The following is a 17,598-nucleotide window of genomic DNA, read 5'->3' on the forward strand; positions in this document are numbered from 1 at the left end:
ACAAATCAGGAAGAACGTTTAGCAGTAAGGGAATAAGTAGCAATAAACTTTCCACTGACAAATTCATAGAAATCATAGTAGTAGCGCTTTTGCTCTTTCTGAAGCGAGTAATGAGCCTCCCAAACAGGCTTTCCCTGATACCAGCCAGGACGGATGCGGATGATGTCCGCCCCCCCAGTCCGACTCGTCAGCAGTGTTTGGGCAATTGCAGCCTCTTTAACGCTCTGCGTAACATCCTCCGTATGGGGCTTTTTATCTTTGAGCAACCAAACGACTAGGCTATTGCCCTTGTCATTGCGACCGCTCACCACCCATAACGGCTCATCCCAAACGTACTTTTCCGCCGATTCAACTTCCACCAGCCCAGCTTTTTCTTTAGCCTCGGCTGCAGCTTGCTCTTCCCCGGCCCAAACTGGCTTCTGGATGTTACGCAGCTCCGCATGCATCAGAAAAAGCAATGCGAGAAAAGCAACTATTCCCCAGATGGTCCATCCCTTGCGGTTGAAATACCATCTTGGGCTGCGGCCCCTTGCCATCAGTTGCCCGCCAGCCTGCGGTAGCAAGCTTCCGCCTCTGCCTTGATCTTCTCTTCATCAAGCAGCAGGCAAATTCCGCCCCGTACAACTTGTTGACCGTTCACCCATACATCGCGAACATCGCGACCGGATGCAGAATAAACGAGATGTGAGATCATATCCGTTTGTGGATAGAAATGCGGTTGGTCAGCATCCAGCGCGATGAAGTCAGCCTTCATACCAGCTCGAAGCGCTCCCAGTTGCGGCTGACGAATCGTCGCCGCTCCGCCTAGCGTGGCAAGCTGCAGCGCTTGCGTTGCCGGAATAACGGTTGGATCACCGGAGACGCCTTTGTGAATTAGCGCTGCCAAGCGAATCTCGTCAAATAAATCCAGGTTGTTGTTGCTTGCCGCACTATCGGTGCCAAGCGACACTGTAACACCTGCTTTAAGCAGCTCTGGTACTCGGGCAACACCGCTTGCCAGCTTCAGGTTGCTGGCTGCGTTATGAGATACCGCTACACCGCGTTCGGCCAGCAAGCTGATCTCCTCGTCGGTCAGATGCACGGCATGAGCGACAAAGCTCGGGCGGGAGAAGAAGCCCAAGCGATCGAGATGTTCTACCGGACGCACACCGTAATCGCGAACATTTTGTTCCACTTCGGCTACCGTTTCGGACATATGCGTATGCATCGGGAGATCATAATCATGTGCAGCTTGCACAAATTTCTCGATGAATTCTGGTGGACAGGTATAAGGGGCATGAGGACTCATCATCGTCATGATCCGCCCATCTGCGGCTCCGTTCCAATCCTTGGCGAACTGTACGGCCTCAGCTAGCTTTTGGTTCTGCACATCCTCTGGACATAGTCCGATTGCACCGCGCATAAGTACACCGCGCATACCGGACTGTTGTACAACTTTAGCCACTTCGTCCATCCGATCATACATATCAACAAACGTCGTCGTACCGCTTTTCAGCATTTCCAGAACGGCTAGCGAAGTTCCCCACTTAACGTCCGCATCCGTGAACTTGGCTTCCATCGGCCACATATAGTCCTGCAACCAAGTCTGAAGCGCCTCATCATCCGAATAACCGCGCAGCAGCGACATCGCAGCATGTCCGTGAGTGTTAATCAGACCAGGCATAAATACTTTTTTGCTGCCGTCGACTTTGACCGAGATGGAATCCGCATCCTGCGGACGCTCTTTGCCTATGTAGGTGATACGATCATTCTCGATCACCATATGTCCTTGTACGACTGGCTGGCTTTCGTCCATCGTGACGAAAGTTCCATTTTCAATCCACCATTTGTTCATCGTCTACCGTACCGTCCTTATTCATATAGTAGGCCAAGCTCAGCAGTTGAGTCGTAAAATCGGCATAATGAATCCGCACATGGTCCGGAGCTTTCAGCACGACAGGAGCAAAGTTGAGAATGCCCTTCACTCCGGCCTCGATGAATCGATCGGCCACATTTTGCGCTTCTCCCGCCGGCACCGTAATGATACCAATCTGGATACCATCCTCGCGTACTTTATCCTGCAGCTGATCGATCGGCAGCACTTCAAGAGAGTTAATTCGTTTGCCGATCTTCGCAGGGCTGGCATCGAAAACAGCTGTTATTTTCATATTATCCTTAACATAAGAGCTGTAGTTGCATAACGCATGACCGAGATTACCCGCGCCCGCAAGCCCCACTAACATCGGTTGGTCAAGCTTGAGGATGCCGCGGATTTTCTCGATGAGATAATTGACGTCATAACCGACGCCTTTACGGCCGAATTCGCCGAAGTAAGCGAGATCCTTGCGGATCTGCGCCGGATTCAGCTCCAGCTTGCGGCCGAGCTCCTGGCTGCTCACGGTTTGAACATCACGAATGTGCAGGTCGTTCAGCACTTGCAGATAAACCGGAAGTCGGCGAACGACCGCCTCCGATATTGGTTTTCCTAGTTTGCTCAAGGCTGCGCGGCCTCCTTTTGATCGCTCTGCATCCATTCCCTCATACGAGGGATGAACTGCTCGGCATACATATGTTCAATTTTAGGGCCCGGCAGCGAATAAAGGAAGTGTTTTCCATAAAAGGTCTCGATAACACGTGTATCATAGATAAGTACAATGCCCTTGTCCCTGGAGGTTCGGATCAGTCTGCCAAACCCTTGCTTGAAACGGATGACCGCCTGCGGGACGGACAGCTTCATGAACGGATTCTGCCCCGTCTCCTGCAGCAGCTCGGCTTTGGCTTCCTGCAGAGGATGATTCGGCGGCTGGAACGGCAGCCTTACAATCGCCAAGCAAACAAGCGCGTCTCCCGGAATGTCGACTCCTTCCCAGAAGCTGCTCGTGCCGAGCAACACAGAGGCCGGCTGCTGGCGGAAAAGTCTCGTCAGCTTGCTGCGATTGCTGCTGTCAATTCCTTGTCCCAGCACCTGGATACCAGAGCCAAGCAGCGCTTCCTTGAGCGGCTCATACACTTCCTTGAGCATGCGGTAGCTGGTGAACAGCACCAGCATCCGTCCTCCCGTCTCCATGGCAGCAGCCGAGAGCGATTCTACTAGCTTATTGATGTAAGCTGGATCAGCCGCAGCGCCCTTAACCTTCGGAAAGTCTCTTGGGATCATAACAAGCGCCTGCGAGCGATAATGGAAAGGTGAAGGCAGCTGCACTGTCCGAGCATAATGCGGATTTTCCAGATTCAAGCCAACTTGCTCGGCAGCGTATTGGAACGACTTTTGTACGGTTAACGTGGCCGAGGTAATGACAACACTTTTTTTGCTTTCAAAAAAGTATTCCTTAATCTGTCCGCTCACATCGGCTGGCACGGTATGAAGCTGTACACTTTTCGTCCGCGTGCTCGCGCTCGACTCGATCCAGTACACCATCTCCGGCTTATCCGCCCGCACGAACACCTTAAGCTCGTCGCGGATGCGTCCTCCATCCTTAACCGCTCCCGCCAGATCCGTTACCATGCCCTGCAGGGCATTGCCATCCAGCTTATCCTTCATCTCAGAGCTCATCTTGTCCAGCACCTTGAACACCTTATTCATTTCCTTGAAAAAGAGCGACTCCTCAAACTCGATCGCTTCCCATGCCTTCGGCAGCTCACCGGGCTTGAGCCTGACGATCGTCTGGCCGGCTTCAGCCGCTCCAGCAGCAGGTGTAGAAAGCGCCTGAAGCAGCTCAAATAGCTTTTCCCAAGTATCTTTTAAAGACCCAAAGCGCGGAATGACCTCGTCAAGCTGCTCCGTCCATTTGCTGACATCATCCCCGTCCTCGCCTTGAATATGCGAGCGCAGCTGCGGTAGCAGGCCGTTGCGGGAATCTTTAGCCAACCTGTTAGCCAGGTTCAAGAACCCATAAAAGCCAAGCTGCTGACCGAGATGTTTGCCCGCCACTTCCTCCAGCTGATGGCCTTCATCGATAACAAGATATTCATAAGCAGGAAGCAGTCGATGATCGGCTCTAATATCCGTGAACAGCAAAGAATGGTTAGTAATAACGACATCAGCCAGGTTGGATTCTTGTTTAGCCCGATGGTAAAAACAACGTTTGAACCAAGGACAGGCCCGGTTGAGGCAGGAATCCGCATCACTGGAAACGGTGTTCCAGAATTCGCCGCCGCGATTGCCAAAGTTGATTTCCTCTTGGTCTCCGGTTTCCGTCTCCCCAAGCCAAACGAGCATTTGTGTGGCGGTCAACCTTTCGTCGCCGCCTGCGGACAGTTCCAACGTTTGCAGTCTCGTCTCAAACTTGCGCAAGCAGATGTAGTTTCCTCTGCCCTTGAACACGCTGGCGCGGAACGGGAACGGCAGCACATCGCGAAGCAGCGGCAGATCTCTTTGACGCAGTTGCTCCTGCAAATTGATCGTATGCGTGCTTAAGACGATTTTGCGCTCGTTTTTGATTCCAAAATATAAAGAAGGAATCAAATATCCGAGCGACTTGCCGGTGCCGGTGCCAGCTTCGATAAGCAAATGGCGATGGTTCTCGAACGCCTCGTTCACCTCGCGGAACATCGTCACCTGAGCTTCCCTTTCCTCATAGTCCTCGAAGATGGTCTGGAATCCCGTCTTGACCATCTCCAGATAGTCCTCGAAGCTCATATCCTGCAGTGGATTGTCGGAGCCATCCTCACGTGGAGGCTCCTCCTCCGTCCAATCACCCGACCTAAGCGCGATCTGCCGGAAGTATTGATGGGAATCTATATCCAGTGCCGTGCTGAGCTGACGCGCTTCCAGTTCACTTGCAAGGAACCAAGCGAGATCCGTGTCTTGTATTATGGCTGCAAAATGCTGCAGAGTCAGCAATGGCAGTCCGCGCAGCTTTTTGACACATTCGGAAAATAAAATGGCTGTAGCCATTGCATCGCTGTCTGCGCGGTGATGCTGATCATGGCGAATGCCGAACTGCTCGGATACCGCGCCAAGCTGATAAGAGCTGAGGGAAGGGAAAAGCAGGCGCAGCATCTCGACCGTATCCAGCCTGCGTCCAGTGAACGGTGAATAACCTGCCCGATCCAGCGCCATATTAAGGAAACCGGCATCAAATGAAACATTATGGCCGATGAGCACAGCGTCATCAAGCAGCGGAATCATCTCCAGCATCAGATCATCCGGCTCCGGCGCATCCTGCACCATCGCATCGTCAATACCGGTCAATTGCGTGATGAAGGGCGGTATTGGCACACTTGGGCGCACAAAGGAGTTCAGTGTCTTTACGACATTGAACTCCTCGTCCATCAGCACTAGGCCGACTTGTATAAGATCATCTTCACCGCTGTTCGTGCCGGTGGTTTCTACATCGAGTACCGCATAATTCATTGAAGGCCGATCTTCCTCTCGCAATCAAATCAGCTCAGCGCTTCCGAAATAAAGGGATAAAGGGCCGGGCGCTTGGTGGCATGATTTGAGATTGGTTACGGGATCCTCGAAGCTTGGATCCATCTTGACTGCTTGGCGGAACAATCGTTCCGCTTGCTCCATATTAAGGCGTATCGCCTGAATACAGCCCAACGCATTGAAGCTAATCGCTTGCCAGCGCGGATGTTCCGTGAGCGTTGCCAGCAGCTTGAAATGCAGCTCAGCGTCGTTCCACTGCTGGGTATGCATAAACGACATCGCAAGATATAAACGCGCCAAATTGCATTCCGGCATTAGATCAATCGCAGCTTGGAATTCCAAGACCGCTTGCGGAAACATGAATAATTTGAAATAACCTTGTCCGCAGGCGATTTTTCGCATCATGTTTTCTTCGGTGTCGAAACTTAAGGCTGCTGCGTTAACTGGCAACGGGATTTCGCCTTTTGGAGCAGCCTCCTTGGCTATTGGAAGCGAATCCTGTTGGGACGGTTTAGCCACTGGCGAAGATGTAGGGCGCTTCAACGATGGCGGCTCCATCATTAGAGGCAGCTTAGCCTTAGCTAGGCGGCCGGGTTGTCCTGTTGGCTGGGGAGCATGAGCTCCTGAAAGCCCCTTGTGGATAGCGGCTACTCCGCCAAGGCCGGCAGCCGCTGCCTCCGTTGGGAATGCATCCTGAAAGTCAACCAGCTTTTCCTCGAAAACAAGCCATTCATCAATAAATTGGTCGCTGATACCGCGAAGCTGGATCAGCTGTCCGAGCAGCTGCTCGCGTTCCCCCGGACTGCAGCCGGGACAACGTAGCATGATGTCGTCCAGCATCTCATTCATGACGGCAAACATCGGCTCAAACATCGCTTAACACCCGCCTTCGGCTCTGGGATGAGTCCTCACTTGGATTCAGTTGATAAGGCGATTCAAAGGCCCAAGCCTTCAATGCCGTACCCTCATTCTGCTTCCGATGAGCCCCACCTATACCCGGCGGCGACAGTTCCCTAATGCGGGCGCATTAGGGAACTGAAATCACAAAATATCCCCGTGAATTTCTTTGTCCAAGATCTGGATAGGTTTATTATTCTCATCCAGAATGACAATTTTAGGAGTGTATTCACGAGCTTCTTGTTCATCCATAGTGGCATAAGAAATGATGATGACCTTGTCGCCAGGCTGTACGCGCCGTGCGGCCGCTCCATTTAAGCAGATCACGCCACTGCCTCTCGGCCCTGAAATGACGTAAGTCTCGAAACGTTCTCCATTGTTGTTATTGACGATCTGAACCTTCTCATTGGCCCACAAATCAGCCTTATCCATCAAGTCTTCATCTATTGTAATGCTGCCCACATAGTTCAGGTTTGCCTCTGTTACGGTGGCACGATGCAGTTTGGACTTCATCATAGTGCGGAACATAGGGTCATGCCCCTTTCATAGAAAGTATGGCGTTGTCGATCAGTCGCGTATTGCCGAAACGAACAGCAAGTGCAAGGAGCAGCGGTGAATGCTGCAACGCCTCGTCCAGCTGCTGTTGCGGCTCAATGGCTTCCAGTGAAGGATACCTTCTTAGCTCGGCATAGTCAATGGATGCTAGCGGTGAGCGGGACAGCGCCAGGCGGACTCTCTCCTCGAGCTGGCCTGCTGTTATACCAGCTTCCTTGGACCAATGGGACGCTTGCTGTAGCGTGCGAGAGAGCACAAGCGCCTCAACTCGCTGCTGGGGCGACAAATACACATTGCGTGAGCTGAGCGCTAAGCCGTCCTGCTCCCGCAGCGTTGGACAAGCAACGATCTCCACATTGAAGTTTAGATCATCAACCATCTGCTGCACAACCGCCACTTGCTGGGCATCCTTGAGGCCGAAGTAGGCCCGAGTCGGCTCCACGATATGGAATAGTTTGCTTACGACTGTACCCACACCGTCGAAATGACCCGGCCTGGAAGCTCCACAGAGTGATTCCGTCACTTCACTCACGAGAACTCGGGTAAGCGCCCGACGAGGATACATCTCCTGCACGGAGGGCAGAAACACAATATCCGCCCCTTCACGCTGAGCTAACTTCAGATCACGCTCTTCATCGCGCGGATAACGATCCAGATCCTCAGTCGGTCCAAATTGCAACGGGTTTACGAAAATGGACAGCACCGTGAGGCCATTCTCGGCAGCGCTGCGACGAATGAGGCTGCCGTGGCCGTCATGCAAAAATCCCATCGTCGGCACAAAGCCCGTTTTTAAGCCGGATGTCTCGCTTCTGCGGCGCGCCAACGTCTCGCGGAGCTCCTTGATCGTCCGCACAACAAGCGGCGTTTTTTGCCTGGATTGTGTCAACGTGCTCATTTGCTTTCGCCTCCATACAATGCGGCTGGCTGCTGCGCTGCGGCTCCGAAAGTATGCTCCTCGCTCGGGAAGCTGCCTGCCTTCACTTCTTGCACGAAGCTGCCGAGCGCTTCGCGGATGATTCCACCTACATTGGCATAGGTTTTGACGAATTTCTTAGGTATATAGGGTGAAGCATATTGAATGACATCATGATAAACAAGTACTTGGCCGTCGCATCCTGCTCCTGCACCGATTCCGATAGTCGGAATATCCAGCTTGCGGGAAATACGCGTCGCGATCGTGCCTGTAACTAGCTCCAGCACGACCCCATATGCGCCAGCCTGCTGAAGCGCAAGTGCATCGGATTCCAGCCGCGCCGCCTCGGCCTCCAACTTGCCTTGGATCTTATATCCTCCAAGCTGGTGAACCGACTGCGGTGTTAGGCCGATATGACCGATAACGGGAATACCTGCATCAACACAAGCGCGGACATACTCCGCTACCTCTTCGCCGCCTTCGATTTTCACCGAATGGGCATGGCCTTCTTGCATCAGCCGGGCTGCTCCTCGCAGCGTATCTTCACGGCTAATGCGCGCCGTCATGAACGGCATATCAACGATGCGGAATGTGTTCGCCGCGCCACGCGCGACCGAACGCGCATGAAAAATCATATCGTCCAGCGTAACCGGTATTGTCGTGTTGTAACCAAGTACGACATTGCCGAGCGAGTCACCGACTAAAATAGTGTCAACTCCCGCTTCCTCAGCCAACTTCGCTGAAGGATAATCGTAAGCCGTCAACATCGTGATCGGCTCTCCTTCTTTTTTCATTCGCTGCAGCTTCGTAATCGTGAGGGCTTGTTTCATTTTGTAAATCCCCTTTCCGGTGCTCGGAATATTGTTTAGTGTGAACACAAAAAAACCTTTTAGCCGTTAGCTAAAAAGTCCAGCCCGAAAAAGGATGTCCTGGCGGCAGCGAGCTTCCTTCCGTCCCGGTCCGCAAAGCGGCTCCAAGCAAAAGGTACACACTTCCTTGTCCATTCCTTCTTATAAAACAGCAGACGAATTGCTATCTGCCCGGCTGTGCCAGTGCGGTTCAAAATCATCAGGATACCGCCCGGTCACCATCGATTATACCAGATCAACCCATTCCCGTAAACGCATCTAGTTAGGCATGTGGCTAGAAAAAAAGAGCTGCCCCGAGGTCATTAAACACCTTGAGACAGCACTAATTATGATTTAGGGACAACCTCCCCCATCTCTGCGGAAAATAAAGTTTGCATCGTTCCGTCTTCCATTTTCACCATCAGCGCGCCCGTTTCATGCAAGCCGACCGGAGTCCCCTCCAGACTGCCTTGCGGCGTGCGCAGCACCGTCTTCTTATGCAGGGAAACAGATAACGCCTCCCAGATCGAGCGAATCGGTGCGAAACCCTCCGTCAAATAGAGGTCGTACAACGTCTCCCATTCCAGCAAGAAGGAAGCTGCCAGGCTAGCTCTGGAAAAACCGCGACCAGCAGCCAAACGCAGCGAAATCGCCCTTTCCAGCAGCTCCGCCGGATAATCTTCCGTTGTCAGATTGACGCTGATGCCAATTCCGGCGACAACATAGCTGAGACGCTCATCCTCCGCTGCGGATTCAAGCAAAATGCCGCTCAACTTGCGCCCTCCGATCATCAGATCGTTCGGCCATTTGATGCCGATGTCGAGCGCCGTTTCTGCACGCAGCGAACGACAGAGCGCCACAGCGGTAAGCAGCGTAAGCTGAGGTGCGCTGCCAACGGGCAACTTCGGACGCAGCACCATGCTCATCCACAACCCTTTGCCATAAGGAGAAACCCAGCCTCTGCCCATCCGCCCACGACCGTTCAACTGCTGCTCAGCGAGCACGAGCGTGCCTTCCTCTGCTCCCTGCTGTGCTAACTGCTGAACGATATTCTGTGTGGAATCCACCTTCTGCAAAACGACCAGCTTTCGTCCAAAAGCTCGCGTTTTTAGCATTCCCTCCAAAATGGAGGCATCAAGGGGATCTGGCCGCCCGACAAGCCGGTAGCCGAGCTTGCGCGAGGCTTCGAATTCATAACCTTGCTCCTGCAGCTTGTGGATGCTTTTCCATACTGCGGTGCGGCTTACGCCGAGCTCCTTGCTAACCGTCTCTCCCGACAAAAAGCTCTCTCCCGCCTGCTCGAAAAGCTTCAGCAGCTGGTTTGTATTCATGTTGTCCCCTCCTCTCCGTCTGCGAGCTGCCGGACGTGAGCCAGCAGCGCTGCTTCTTCATTAGCGACTTTACCACGCGCAGTTTCCCGCAAAAGACGGCCTAACAGCGGGCCGAGCCATGGGCCAGGCCGACGGCCTAGCTCAATCTGGAGCTTGCGCCCATCCACGGCTAGCTCCTTCAGTGATCGTACCGGCATCGCCTGCAGCCAAGCCCGGCAATTTGCAGCCGCCTCTGCGGGATCCACCATAGCACCCGAGCTGCTAAGGCCAGGCCGTTCAGAAGCAGGCTTTAGCGCTGGCATGGACCGCCCATGCCACTCAGCAAGCTCTACCGCTGGCATTGACTCCTCATGCCGTTCCATGTCCTCTACCGACAGCCTTGACGGCCCAAGCGGCGTTAACAACCCGGCATGCAGCCCATGCTTTTCTGCCTGTTCCATAAACTCAAGCCAATGTTCAGCCGCGGCCTGTCCTTCGTCCAGGACGAGCTCAGTCCATAACTTGCTGCTCAGACGCTCCCAGCCGGCTGCGACTAGCTTGTAATGCATCCGCAGGATGTCGGCCAACCGATCCCTCCGTGCATGGCTGTAACGCAGACGATCGAACCATCCTGCAGCCGTTGCCTCATCCAGTTCGAGCAGTAGAAAAAGAGCTGCCCATCCGTCATCGGCTCCTCCAAGGCGGCTAGCCAACTCCATCCGCGAAGCCAGCTCGCTTTGTCTCTCCGGCATGGAAAAACTCATCTTCGCTTCATGCCAGCCCGGCAGAGAATCCTTGAAGTACGCAGGCAAATCGGAAGCCACTAACAAAGCTGCCGCACGCGCTATGCCGCCTCCCCCAATCATTCGATCGAGCTCAAGCCCGACCCGCTCCATCGCGATCCGGCGCAAGCCCTCGCGGCTTGCCAGCAGTCCCTTCCACGTACCATGTGAAAATTTCAGCTTATACACGGAGGCGAAACGAATTCCTCGCAGCAGCCGCAGCGCATCCTCAGCGAATCGTTCCTTGGCATATCCAACAGCCCGAATCCGCCGTAGCGACAAGTCTTCACGCCCGCCAAACGGATCCCACAGCTTGCCCCGCCGATCCAGCGCCATCGCATTCATCGTAAAATCACGCCGCAGCAGATCCTCCTCGAGATTGCGTATAAACGCAACCGAGGATGGTCTACGAGAATCCTCGTAATCCGCTTCCGCGCGGTACGTCGTCACCTCGTATAGCTGACCACCGCTGCGGACGGTAACAGTCCCATGCTGCAGCCCGGTCGGGATACAGCCCGGAAAAAGCGCCATTACCTCCTCCGGCTGAGCCGGGGAGGCAATGTCCACATCCTTAAGCGATAAGCCGAGCAGCAGATCCCGCACGCACCCACCGACAAATACCGCCTCATGCCCGGCCTGTTCGAGTCGTAGCAGAACAGGCAGAGCCGCCTCCATTTCTGGGGCTAACTGAAGAGGGCCGTTCATCCGTGGCAAGCCTGCATCGGGAGCTCTGCTTCCATGCCAAGCACACGATAATAAATCTTTTCGTATTCGGTCGTAATTCTTTCGTTGCAAAACTCTTCGCAGGACCGCGAGATGCATGCCTTGCTGAACTCTTCGTACATAGACTCATTCGTCAACAGGCGTACAGCATTGCGAGCCATATCCGCCGTATCTCCTACTTCGGACAGAAATCCTGTTACACCATGCGACACAAGCTCAGGAATACCGCCTGCCGTGGAACCGATCGTCGGCACCCCGCAGCCCATCGCCTCCAGAGCGACAAGACCGAAGCTTTCCTTCTCGGAAGGAAGCAGCAGCAGATCAGCGAGCGAGATAACCTGAGCCACATCCTCTTGTTTGCCAAGGAAATGCACTCGATCCTCCAAACCCATCTCCCGGATCTGGCATTGAATGCGCGACAGCTCCGGCCCCTCTCCGACCAGTAGCAGCTTCGTAGGAATATGATCATTAACCCGCTTGAAAATATCTATGACATCCCCAACCCGCTTAACCGGCCGGAAATTGGAAATATGCATCAATATTTTTTCATCGTTAGTCGCATAGTCTCCACGCAAATTGCTTGTATCTCTTGGGTAATAAATTCTCTTATCAACAAAGTTATAGGTCAAATCGATATCCCGTGTTATATCCAGCAGCTCCCGCGTCTCGCGGATCAGATCCTTGGAGACCGCAGTAACCGCGTCGCTCTCGTCGATGGCAAGGCGGATCAGACTTTTAAGCGACTCATCCTGCGCCAGTACCGTAATATCTGTTCCGTGGAGAGTTGTTACCGTTTTCAGGCCGCTGCCAGCCATCTGCTTGGCCAGATAAGCACATACCGCATGCGGTACAGCATAATGGACATGGAGCAGGTCCAGATTTTGCATTGTTGCCACTTGAGCCATTTTGCTTGCCAGACTCAAATCATAAGGCGGATATCGGAACACATAATAATTGTTCACTTCGACTTCATGATAAAAAATATTTTTATGATATTGCCCGAGCCGGAACGGAATGGAATGGGTGATGAAATGAATTTCATGCCCCTTTTCCGCCAATAGCTTGCCGAGCTCTGTTGCCACGACACCAGAGCCGCCCAGCGTCGGATAACAAGTAATTCCGATCTTCAATTTTCTGGACATGATGGTTTCCTCCCGAATTGAAGCGTTGACGCTTCCGTTGTTCCCATTGTATTCAGGAAGCGAGCCCATTAATCATGAATGGATAAAAGTCGACACTTTATGCGGACGTTTCAGCGCAAAACCTTCTGCATAATCGCAGCCAGCCCCTTGTCCTGTCAAGTAATCCCGGTATTCAACACGCCGGACATAACCTTGGGTGAGCGGTGTTTCCACTCTGTCACCGTCATCGATAGGGTCGAACTGTGAGCGGTAGGCCCCAAGCGCGTCAATCTTGAGCTGAATCATATCCGAAATGTCCACTGTAAGGGCAAGATCCCGTTGATCATTTATGTAATAATAGATTAGCTGCTCCACCTGGGCAGGTGGTAGTTCCGGCATATACCGACGTAGCTTGGCATTGAACACAGCTTCCTCGACGATCGCGCTGCAAGCGTTATGGTCAGGATGGCGATCCTGCCAGTAAGGCGCGAACACGATGCGCGGTCGGCGCAGCCGAATTTCTCTCGTGACGGCGGCTAGCTGCTCCGCATCTCCGGTCAAGCCCCGATCGGGTAGTCCAAGACAGCCTCGATAAGTTAAGCCAAGAATTTTTGCGGCCTGCTCCGCCTCTTGCTCCCTGAGGTCAACGTTGCCGTTGGAGCTCATCTCGCTGCGGGTCAAATCGCAAATGCCGACCTTAATTCCTCTGCTGGCATGGCCCGCTATTGTTCCGCCCATGCCAATCTCAGCGTCATCCGCATGAGCGCCGAATACAAGAATATCTACTGTATGTTCCATAGCTTACTCCGGCTTATATTTATGAACGAGTTCTCGCCAAGCAAAATCGCCTCTCATCATCGCCTTGACGAGTAGCTCGGCCGTAGCGATGTTAGTCGCTACCGGAATTCCTTGAACGTCGCAAAGGCGAAGCAAAGCGATAATATCCGGCTCATGCGGCTGAGCCATCAGCGGATCACGCAGGAAGATGATGAGATCAAGCTCGTCTCGGGCCACAAGAGCGCCGATCTGCTGATCGCCGCCAAGCGGACCACTCATGAAGCGATGGATTTGCAGGGACGTTTTTTCCATGATGCGGGTGCCTGTCGTGCCGGTTGAGTACAGCTTGGCATCCTTAAAAGCATCCTCATAAGCCGTCACGAAGTTGACGATTTCATCTTTTTTGCGATCATGCGCGATAAATGCGATTTGCAGCATCTGTCTCCCACTCCTTTGTCTGTCAGTCGCTAGTATCTGTGGAACGATCCATGTTTAGCTGACTGTCCGTGCAAATCAATCCATAATATGTTCAAAGCCGTAAATCAGCCCTTCGTAAGTCATGACCTTTTTGACGGCATGAGCAACACCTGGCATATATCCAGCGCGATCATAGGAATCATGGCGAATTTTCAGCGATTGGCCAAAAGCTCCGAACACAACCTCCTGCTGAGCGAATACGCCTGGCAAACGAACGCTGTGGATTCGGAATCCGTCATAGTAACCACCACGGGCTCCTTCAATCGTTTCCTCCTCGCGAGGATTACCTTGCTTCATTTCGCGGCGAGCCGCAGAAATCAGTTCCGCCGTTTTGATGGAAGTTCCGGATGGGGCATCCAGCTTCTGGTCGCCATGGTACTCAATAATCTCCAGATGAGGGAAATATTTGGACGCCTCCGCGGCGAACTTCATCATCAAGATGGCTCCGATCGAAAAATTAGGAGCAATCAAACCTCCGATTCCTTGCTGCTTGCAGAGCTCGTCCAGCTCCTTGATTTGCTCTGGCGTGAAGCCTGTCGCACCAACAACCGGCCTGATGCCGCGTGTGATCGCTTCAAGTGTGTTGGCATATACCGTCTGTGGGACGGTGAAATCAACAAGTACATCTATATCGGCGCCTGCCAGCATCGCTTCCAGCGAGGGAGAAACCGTGATACCGGCTTCATCAAGCCCGACCATGCGGCCGGCGTCAACTGCGCCAGCGGATGGGGACATCGCGCCGGTCAGCTGGAGCTGCTCGTCTTGCAGCACCATTTTTACCACTTCGCGGCCCATGCGCCCGGAAGCTCCAGCAACAGCAACTTTAATTGGGGTTGTCATCGATCTTCACCTCGGTTCAAAAATAAAGCGGCAGGGAAAACCTAATCCCTTCCCCGCCGCCGCGACATTCTCTTGATCTGGCGATAAAGAAGCCTTGCCTCTTCCATACTCGGCTCCAATCGAAAAGCCTCGGCAGCTAGCTGCTTCGCTTCCTGCAGTCTTCCCAACTCTATGCAGCAACGAGCAGCCAGATAACAGGCTTCCGCTTGCAGAGGATCGAGAATTCTTGCTTCCTGCAGAAACTCCATCACTTGCGCCGGTTTGCTCTCACCAGAGGCCAACAGCAGCTTCGCATCAGATACGAGCCGCCGTGCATCCACTACATCCAGATGGTAACGGTACTCTTCATTACCAGGCTTCAAAGCACAGGCCTTGGCTGCATGATGCAGCGCAAGCTCCCACTTGCCGCTTCTCGTGCAGGACACGGAGCACTTATAATGAAAGGACGCATTATCCGGCTCCAGATGGATGGCTTGCAGGAACCACTGGATGGCCTCATCGAAATCGCCTTTCAAAATGCATTCATAAGCTTTCTTGATGCAGCCTTCCCCGTCCATCCTCCCACCTTCCTTGCACTAGGATGATGGTACAGCATATGCCTCAATGGCTAGAGCGGTTCGCTGTTTTTGCGTGTCCAGCGTTCGGCGTCACGGGTATTGAACTTATGCATCACTGCGTTATGTGCTTGGGTCAGATCGATGTTAAGCGAGTTGGCAAAACAATTTAAAATAAATAAAATATCGCCAAGCTCCATTTCAATGGAATTATCCGCCTCGTCCGCCTTTTTTGGCTTTTCGCCGTAAGTATGATTAACTTCTCGGGCTAGTTCTCCGACTTCTTCCGCCATTCTGGCCACAAGGGACAGTGGACTGAAGTAACCTTCCTTGAACTGGCCTATATAACGATCGACCTCACGCTGGATTTCAGCGAGTGATTTTTCCTCCATAAAAGTTCTCCTTCTTTGCAAGGTATCTCCACCTATGTTATCCTAAAGCAGTTTTGAACACAATATATTGACATATCCCGCATCACTGAACGAGAGGTATTGAAAAACGACTTATCAAGGAGAAATTATCATGTCCAGGATTCCACTCAGTTACCTCTACAAAACGATTATTCCCGTCATGCTTGGCACGGCGATCTACGCATTTGGACTTCAATACTTCCTGCTGCCAAACAAGCTGATGGAGGGCGGATTGACTGGCATCGCCGTTCTGCTTAATTACGCCCTCGGCTGGAAGCTGTCCATTACGACGCTTGTGCTCAACATACCGCTATTCATCATTGGTCTACGAATATTAGGGCGAGTGCCGATGATCATGACGATTGTGGGCACACTCAGCCTCTCGCTGTTCCTGTTTGTTTTCGAAAAAGCGATCACCGCCGGCTGGCTGGAGCCATTCAACGCGGAGCAAGACTTCATTCTCGCCGCCTTGTACGCCGGCGTAACACTTGGCAGCGGCCTCGGCATCGTCTTCCGATTCGGCGGCACAACTGGCGGCGTAGATATTGCCGCACGCATCATCAATCGCTCTAAGGGCTGGAGCATGGGCCAGATCATTCTCGGTTTCGATGTGATCATCATCGCTATTTCCCTGATGTATATTCCTAAGGAAAAAGTGCTCTACACGCTGGTCACAGTATTTATCGCGGCCAAGCTCATCGACTTTATCCAGGAGGGAGCCTACGCTGCCAAAGCCTTCACCATTATTAGTGAAAAGGCAGAAGAAATTGCCGAGCGGATTACAATTGAGCTGGAGCGCGGTGTAACCCTTATCCCTGCCGTAGGCGCCTATTCCAAGGCCGAGCGAAAAATGATTTATTGCGTCGTTTCCCGAAGCGAGATCAGAACGCTGCGGCTTATCGTTAAGAGCATCGATCCACGAGCCTTCATCGTCATCAATGATGTGCATGATGTGCTCGGTGAAGGTTTCAAGGAAGAGGCTTAACCGGACGTTCTTAGTATACGTTCCTAGTTCACCTCTGCTCTCCATTGAAGCAAAAAAAGTCCAAACAGCCTGACCCAAAAAAAGGGTCAGGCTGTTTCATTTACAAAATCACCAAGGCCTTAGCCAGCCTATTTGCGTGCAACACCGTTCCGGCTTGGGCGTTCGGCAGGAGCTGGCATTACTGTCACCCCATGCTGTCCGCGGCGATAGTTGATCCAGCCCACGTAGCCAAGCAAAGCGCAAATGAGCGGGACAATGGAATAGAGCAACCAACCACCTGTCGGCTGCAGGGGCTGAGGGATAGCGTTGGCAGGCAAATTTGCATCATCCTCCGTATCCGTCCGGAAAAGATCCTCAGCTGCCGATGACACTGCCTCGAAGGACTGGACGGCCCATCCGGTCCGTGTTCCATCCTGCGATGCCAGCAGCTTGGAGCTATAGACGATGCTGTTCCGCATTCCCTCCGCCTTATCTCTTTCGCGTGCCAGGAGAGCTGCCGGCTCGATCAGATCCCAATGTCCCTTAAGCGTGGCCATTCGGGCCCCTGCAGCCGCTCCTCCCTGACCTCCCGCTGTCGTCCAGGCAATAATTAGCTGCCTGGCATCTTCTTTGATCACCGGCTCATACTGCAGCCATAATGCTTCATTGCCCGCTGTCAAGCTGTCTGCGGCAAGCCGAATGCTGGATGCCGCGCTAAGCAAAAGATGCGCGCTTCCACCAGCCTCAATCTCGCGCTGAGCTTCGCGGACGCTACTGTCCACGGCGATCCAGCCGAGCTCGCTGCCAGATTGCCGCAACTGCTCGTCCTCGGCGAGCTGGCGCACATCCCTCAGCGAATAAAAGAGCTCGCTGCGCTCATTGTTCATTACCGCATCATAAAGCCGCTCAGCAGCAGCCTGGAATTGAGCCTGCTTGTCCCTACTACGCACATCCTGCTCCACCAGGTCCGCCGGATTCTTTCGAATGGCTGCTGCGAAAGCGACGCCGTTCAATAGAAGGGCTGCCGCCAAGCACGCTACTACGACTGCCCACCATCGTCTTGACATGCCAACC

The 17,598-nt window shown here is 53.2% G+C and carries 18 protein-coding genes; 1 reads left to right on the forward strand and 17 read right to left on the reverse strand.

Annotated elements, in window-relative coordinates; translation table 11 throughout:
* Positions 1-5: 5 nt before the first annotated feature.
* The 16 genes from CGZ75_RS08045 to CGZ75_RS08125 all read right to left on the reverse strand — a co-directional run bounded on the left by CGZ75_RS08045 (position 6) and on the right by CGZ75_RS08125 (position 15,542).
* Entirely contained in the window at positions 6-536 is a 531-nt protein-coding gene (locus CGZ75_RS08045; protein WP_089523686.1) for a cell wall elongation regulator TseB-like domain-containing protein, read from the reverse strand.
* Positions 536-1,834 (reverse strand): amidohydrolase, encoded by a 1,299-nt coding sequence (locus tag CGZ75_RS08050; RefSeq protein WP_089523687.1) that lies wholly within the window; start codon positions 1,832-1,834, stop codon positions 536-538. The genes CGZ75_RS08045 and CGZ75_RS08050 overlap by 1 nt, the downstream gene beginning before the upstream one ends.
* Positions 1,815-2,477: a redox-sensing transcriptional repressor Rex gene (locus tag CGZ75_RS08055; protein WP_245850744.1), complete on the reverse strand. Its 663-nt coding sequence runs from the start codon at positions 2,475-2,477 to the stop codon at positions 1,815-1,817. The genes CGZ75_RS08050 and CGZ75_RS08055 overlap by 20 nt, the downstream gene beginning before the upstream one ends.
* On the reverse strand, positions 2,474-5,335 hold the full coding sequence (dinG, locus tag CGZ75_RS08060; protein ID WP_089523689.1) for an ATP-dependent DNA helicase DinG: 2,862 nt from the start codon (positions 5,333-5,335) through the stop codon (positions 2,474-2,476). The genes CGZ75_RS08055 and dinG overlap by 4 nt, the downstream gene beginning before the upstream one ends.
* A 24-nt stretch (positions 5,336-5,359) precedes the next feature.
* Entirely contained in the window at positions 5,360-6,226 is an 867-nt protein-coding gene (locus tag CGZ75_RS08065; protein WP_089523690.1) for a tetratricopeptide repeat protein, read from the reverse strand.
* A 168-nt stretch (positions 6,227-6,394) separates the two neighbouring features.
* The gene (gene panD / locus CGZ75_RS08070; RefSeq protein WP_089523691.1) at positions 6,395-6,778 is read right to left on the reverse strand and encodes an aspartate 1-decarboxylase; all 384 of its coding nucleotides are present in this window, start codon (positions 6,776-6,778) and stop codon (positions 6,395-6,397) included.
* A 4-nt stretch (positions 6,779-6,782) separates the two neighbouring features.
* Positions 6,783-7,700: a pantoate--beta-alanine ligase gene (panC, locus tag CGZ75_RS08075; protein WP_089523692.1), complete on the reverse strand. Its 918-nt coding sequence runs from the start codon at positions 7,698-7,700 to the stop codon at positions 6,783-6,785.
* Positions 7,697-8,548, reverse strand: a complete 852-nt coding sequence (gene panB, locus CGZ75_RS08080) for a 3-methyl-2-oxobutanoate hydroxymethyltransferase (RefSeq protein WP_089523693.1) — start codon at positions 8,546-8,548, stop codon at positions 7,697-7,699. Before panB ends, panC begins: the two co-directional genes overlap by 4 nt.
* A gap of 365 nt (positions 8,549-8,913) precedes the next feature.
* Positions 8,914-9,897 carry a biotin--[acetyl-CoA-carboxylase] ligase gene (locus CGZ75_RS08090; RefSeq protein WP_089523695.1) on the reverse strand — a complete coding sequence of 328 codons (984 nt, stop codon included), beginning with the start codon at positions 9,895-9,897 and terminating at the stop codon, positions 8,914-8,916.
* Entirely contained in the window at positions 9,894-11,363 is a 1,470-nt protein-coding gene (locus CGZ75_RS08095) for a hypothetical protein (protein ID WP_089523696.1), read from the reverse strand. Before CGZ75_RS08095 ends, CGZ75_RS08090 begins: the two co-directional genes overlap by 4 nt.
* Positions 11,360-12,523 carry an N-acetyl-alpha-D-glucosaminyl L-malate synthase BshA gene (gene bshA, locus CGZ75_RS08100; RefSeq protein WP_176444729.1) on the reverse strand — a complete coding sequence of 388 codons (1,164 nt, stop codon included), beginning with the start codon at positions 12,521-12,523 and terminating at the stop codon, positions 11,360-11,362. Before bshA ends, CGZ75_RS08095 begins: the two co-directional genes overlap by 4 nt.
* A 72-nt stretch (positions 12,524-12,595) precedes the next feature.
* The gene (gene bshB1 / locus CGZ75_RS08105; RefSeq protein ID WP_089523697.1) at positions 12,596-13,300 is read right to left on the reverse strand and encodes a bacillithiol biosynthesis deacetylase BshB1; all 705 of its coding nucleotides are present in this window, start codon (positions 13,298-13,300) and stop codon (positions 12,596-12,598) included.
* A gap of 3 nt (positions 13,301-13,303) precedes the next feature.
* Entirely contained in the window at positions 13,304-13,717 is a 414-nt protein-coding gene (gene mgsA / locus CGZ75_RS08110) for a methylglyoxal synthase (protein WP_089523698.1), read from the reverse strand.
* Positions 13,718-13,792: 75 nt separating this feature from the next.
* Entirely contained in the window at positions 13,793-14,596 is an 804-nt protein-coding gene (gene dapB, locus CGZ75_RS08115; protein ID WP_089523699.1) for a 4-hydroxy-tetrahydrodipicolinate reductase, read from the reverse strand.
* A 41-nt stretch (positions 14,597-14,637) separates the two neighbouring features.
* Entirely contained in the window at positions 14,638-15,153 is a 516-nt protein-coding gene (locus CGZ75_RS08120; protein ID WP_089523700.1) for a tetratricopeptide repeat protein, read from the reverse strand.
* 50 nt (positions 15,154-15,203) lie between these two features.
* Complete coding sequence (locus tag CGZ75_RS08125) at positions 15,204-15,542, reverse strand: nucleotide pyrophosphohydrolase (protein ID WP_089523701.1); 339 nt, start codon at positions 15,540-15,542, stop codon at positions 15,204-15,206.
* A gap of 130 nt (positions 15,543-15,672) precedes the next feature.
* Here CGZ75_RS08125 and CGZ75_RS08130 point away from each other — a divergent pair, with 130 nt between their 5' ends.
* On the forward strand, positions 15,673-16,545 hold the full coding sequence (locus CGZ75_RS08130) for a YitT family protein (protein WP_089523702.1): 873 nt from the start codon (positions 15,673-15,675) through the stop codon (positions 16,543-16,545).
* Positions 16,546-16,673: 128 nt separating this feature from the next.
* Here CGZ75_RS08130 and CGZ75_RS08135 read toward each other — a convergent pair whose 3' ends face one another.
* Positions 16,674-17,591: a sporulation protein YpjB gene (locus CGZ75_RS08135; protein WP_089523703.1), complete on the reverse strand. Its 918-nt coding sequence runs from the start codon at positions 17,589-17,591 to the stop codon at positions 16,674-16,676.
* Positions 17,592-17,598: the final 7 nt, after the last annotated feature.

It is taken from the genome of Paenibacillus herberti, assembly GCF_002233675.1.
In the GTDB taxonomy this organism is placed as follows: Bacteria; Bacillota; Bacilli; order Paenibacillales; family Paenibacillaceae; genus Paenibacillus_O; species Paenibacillus_O herberti.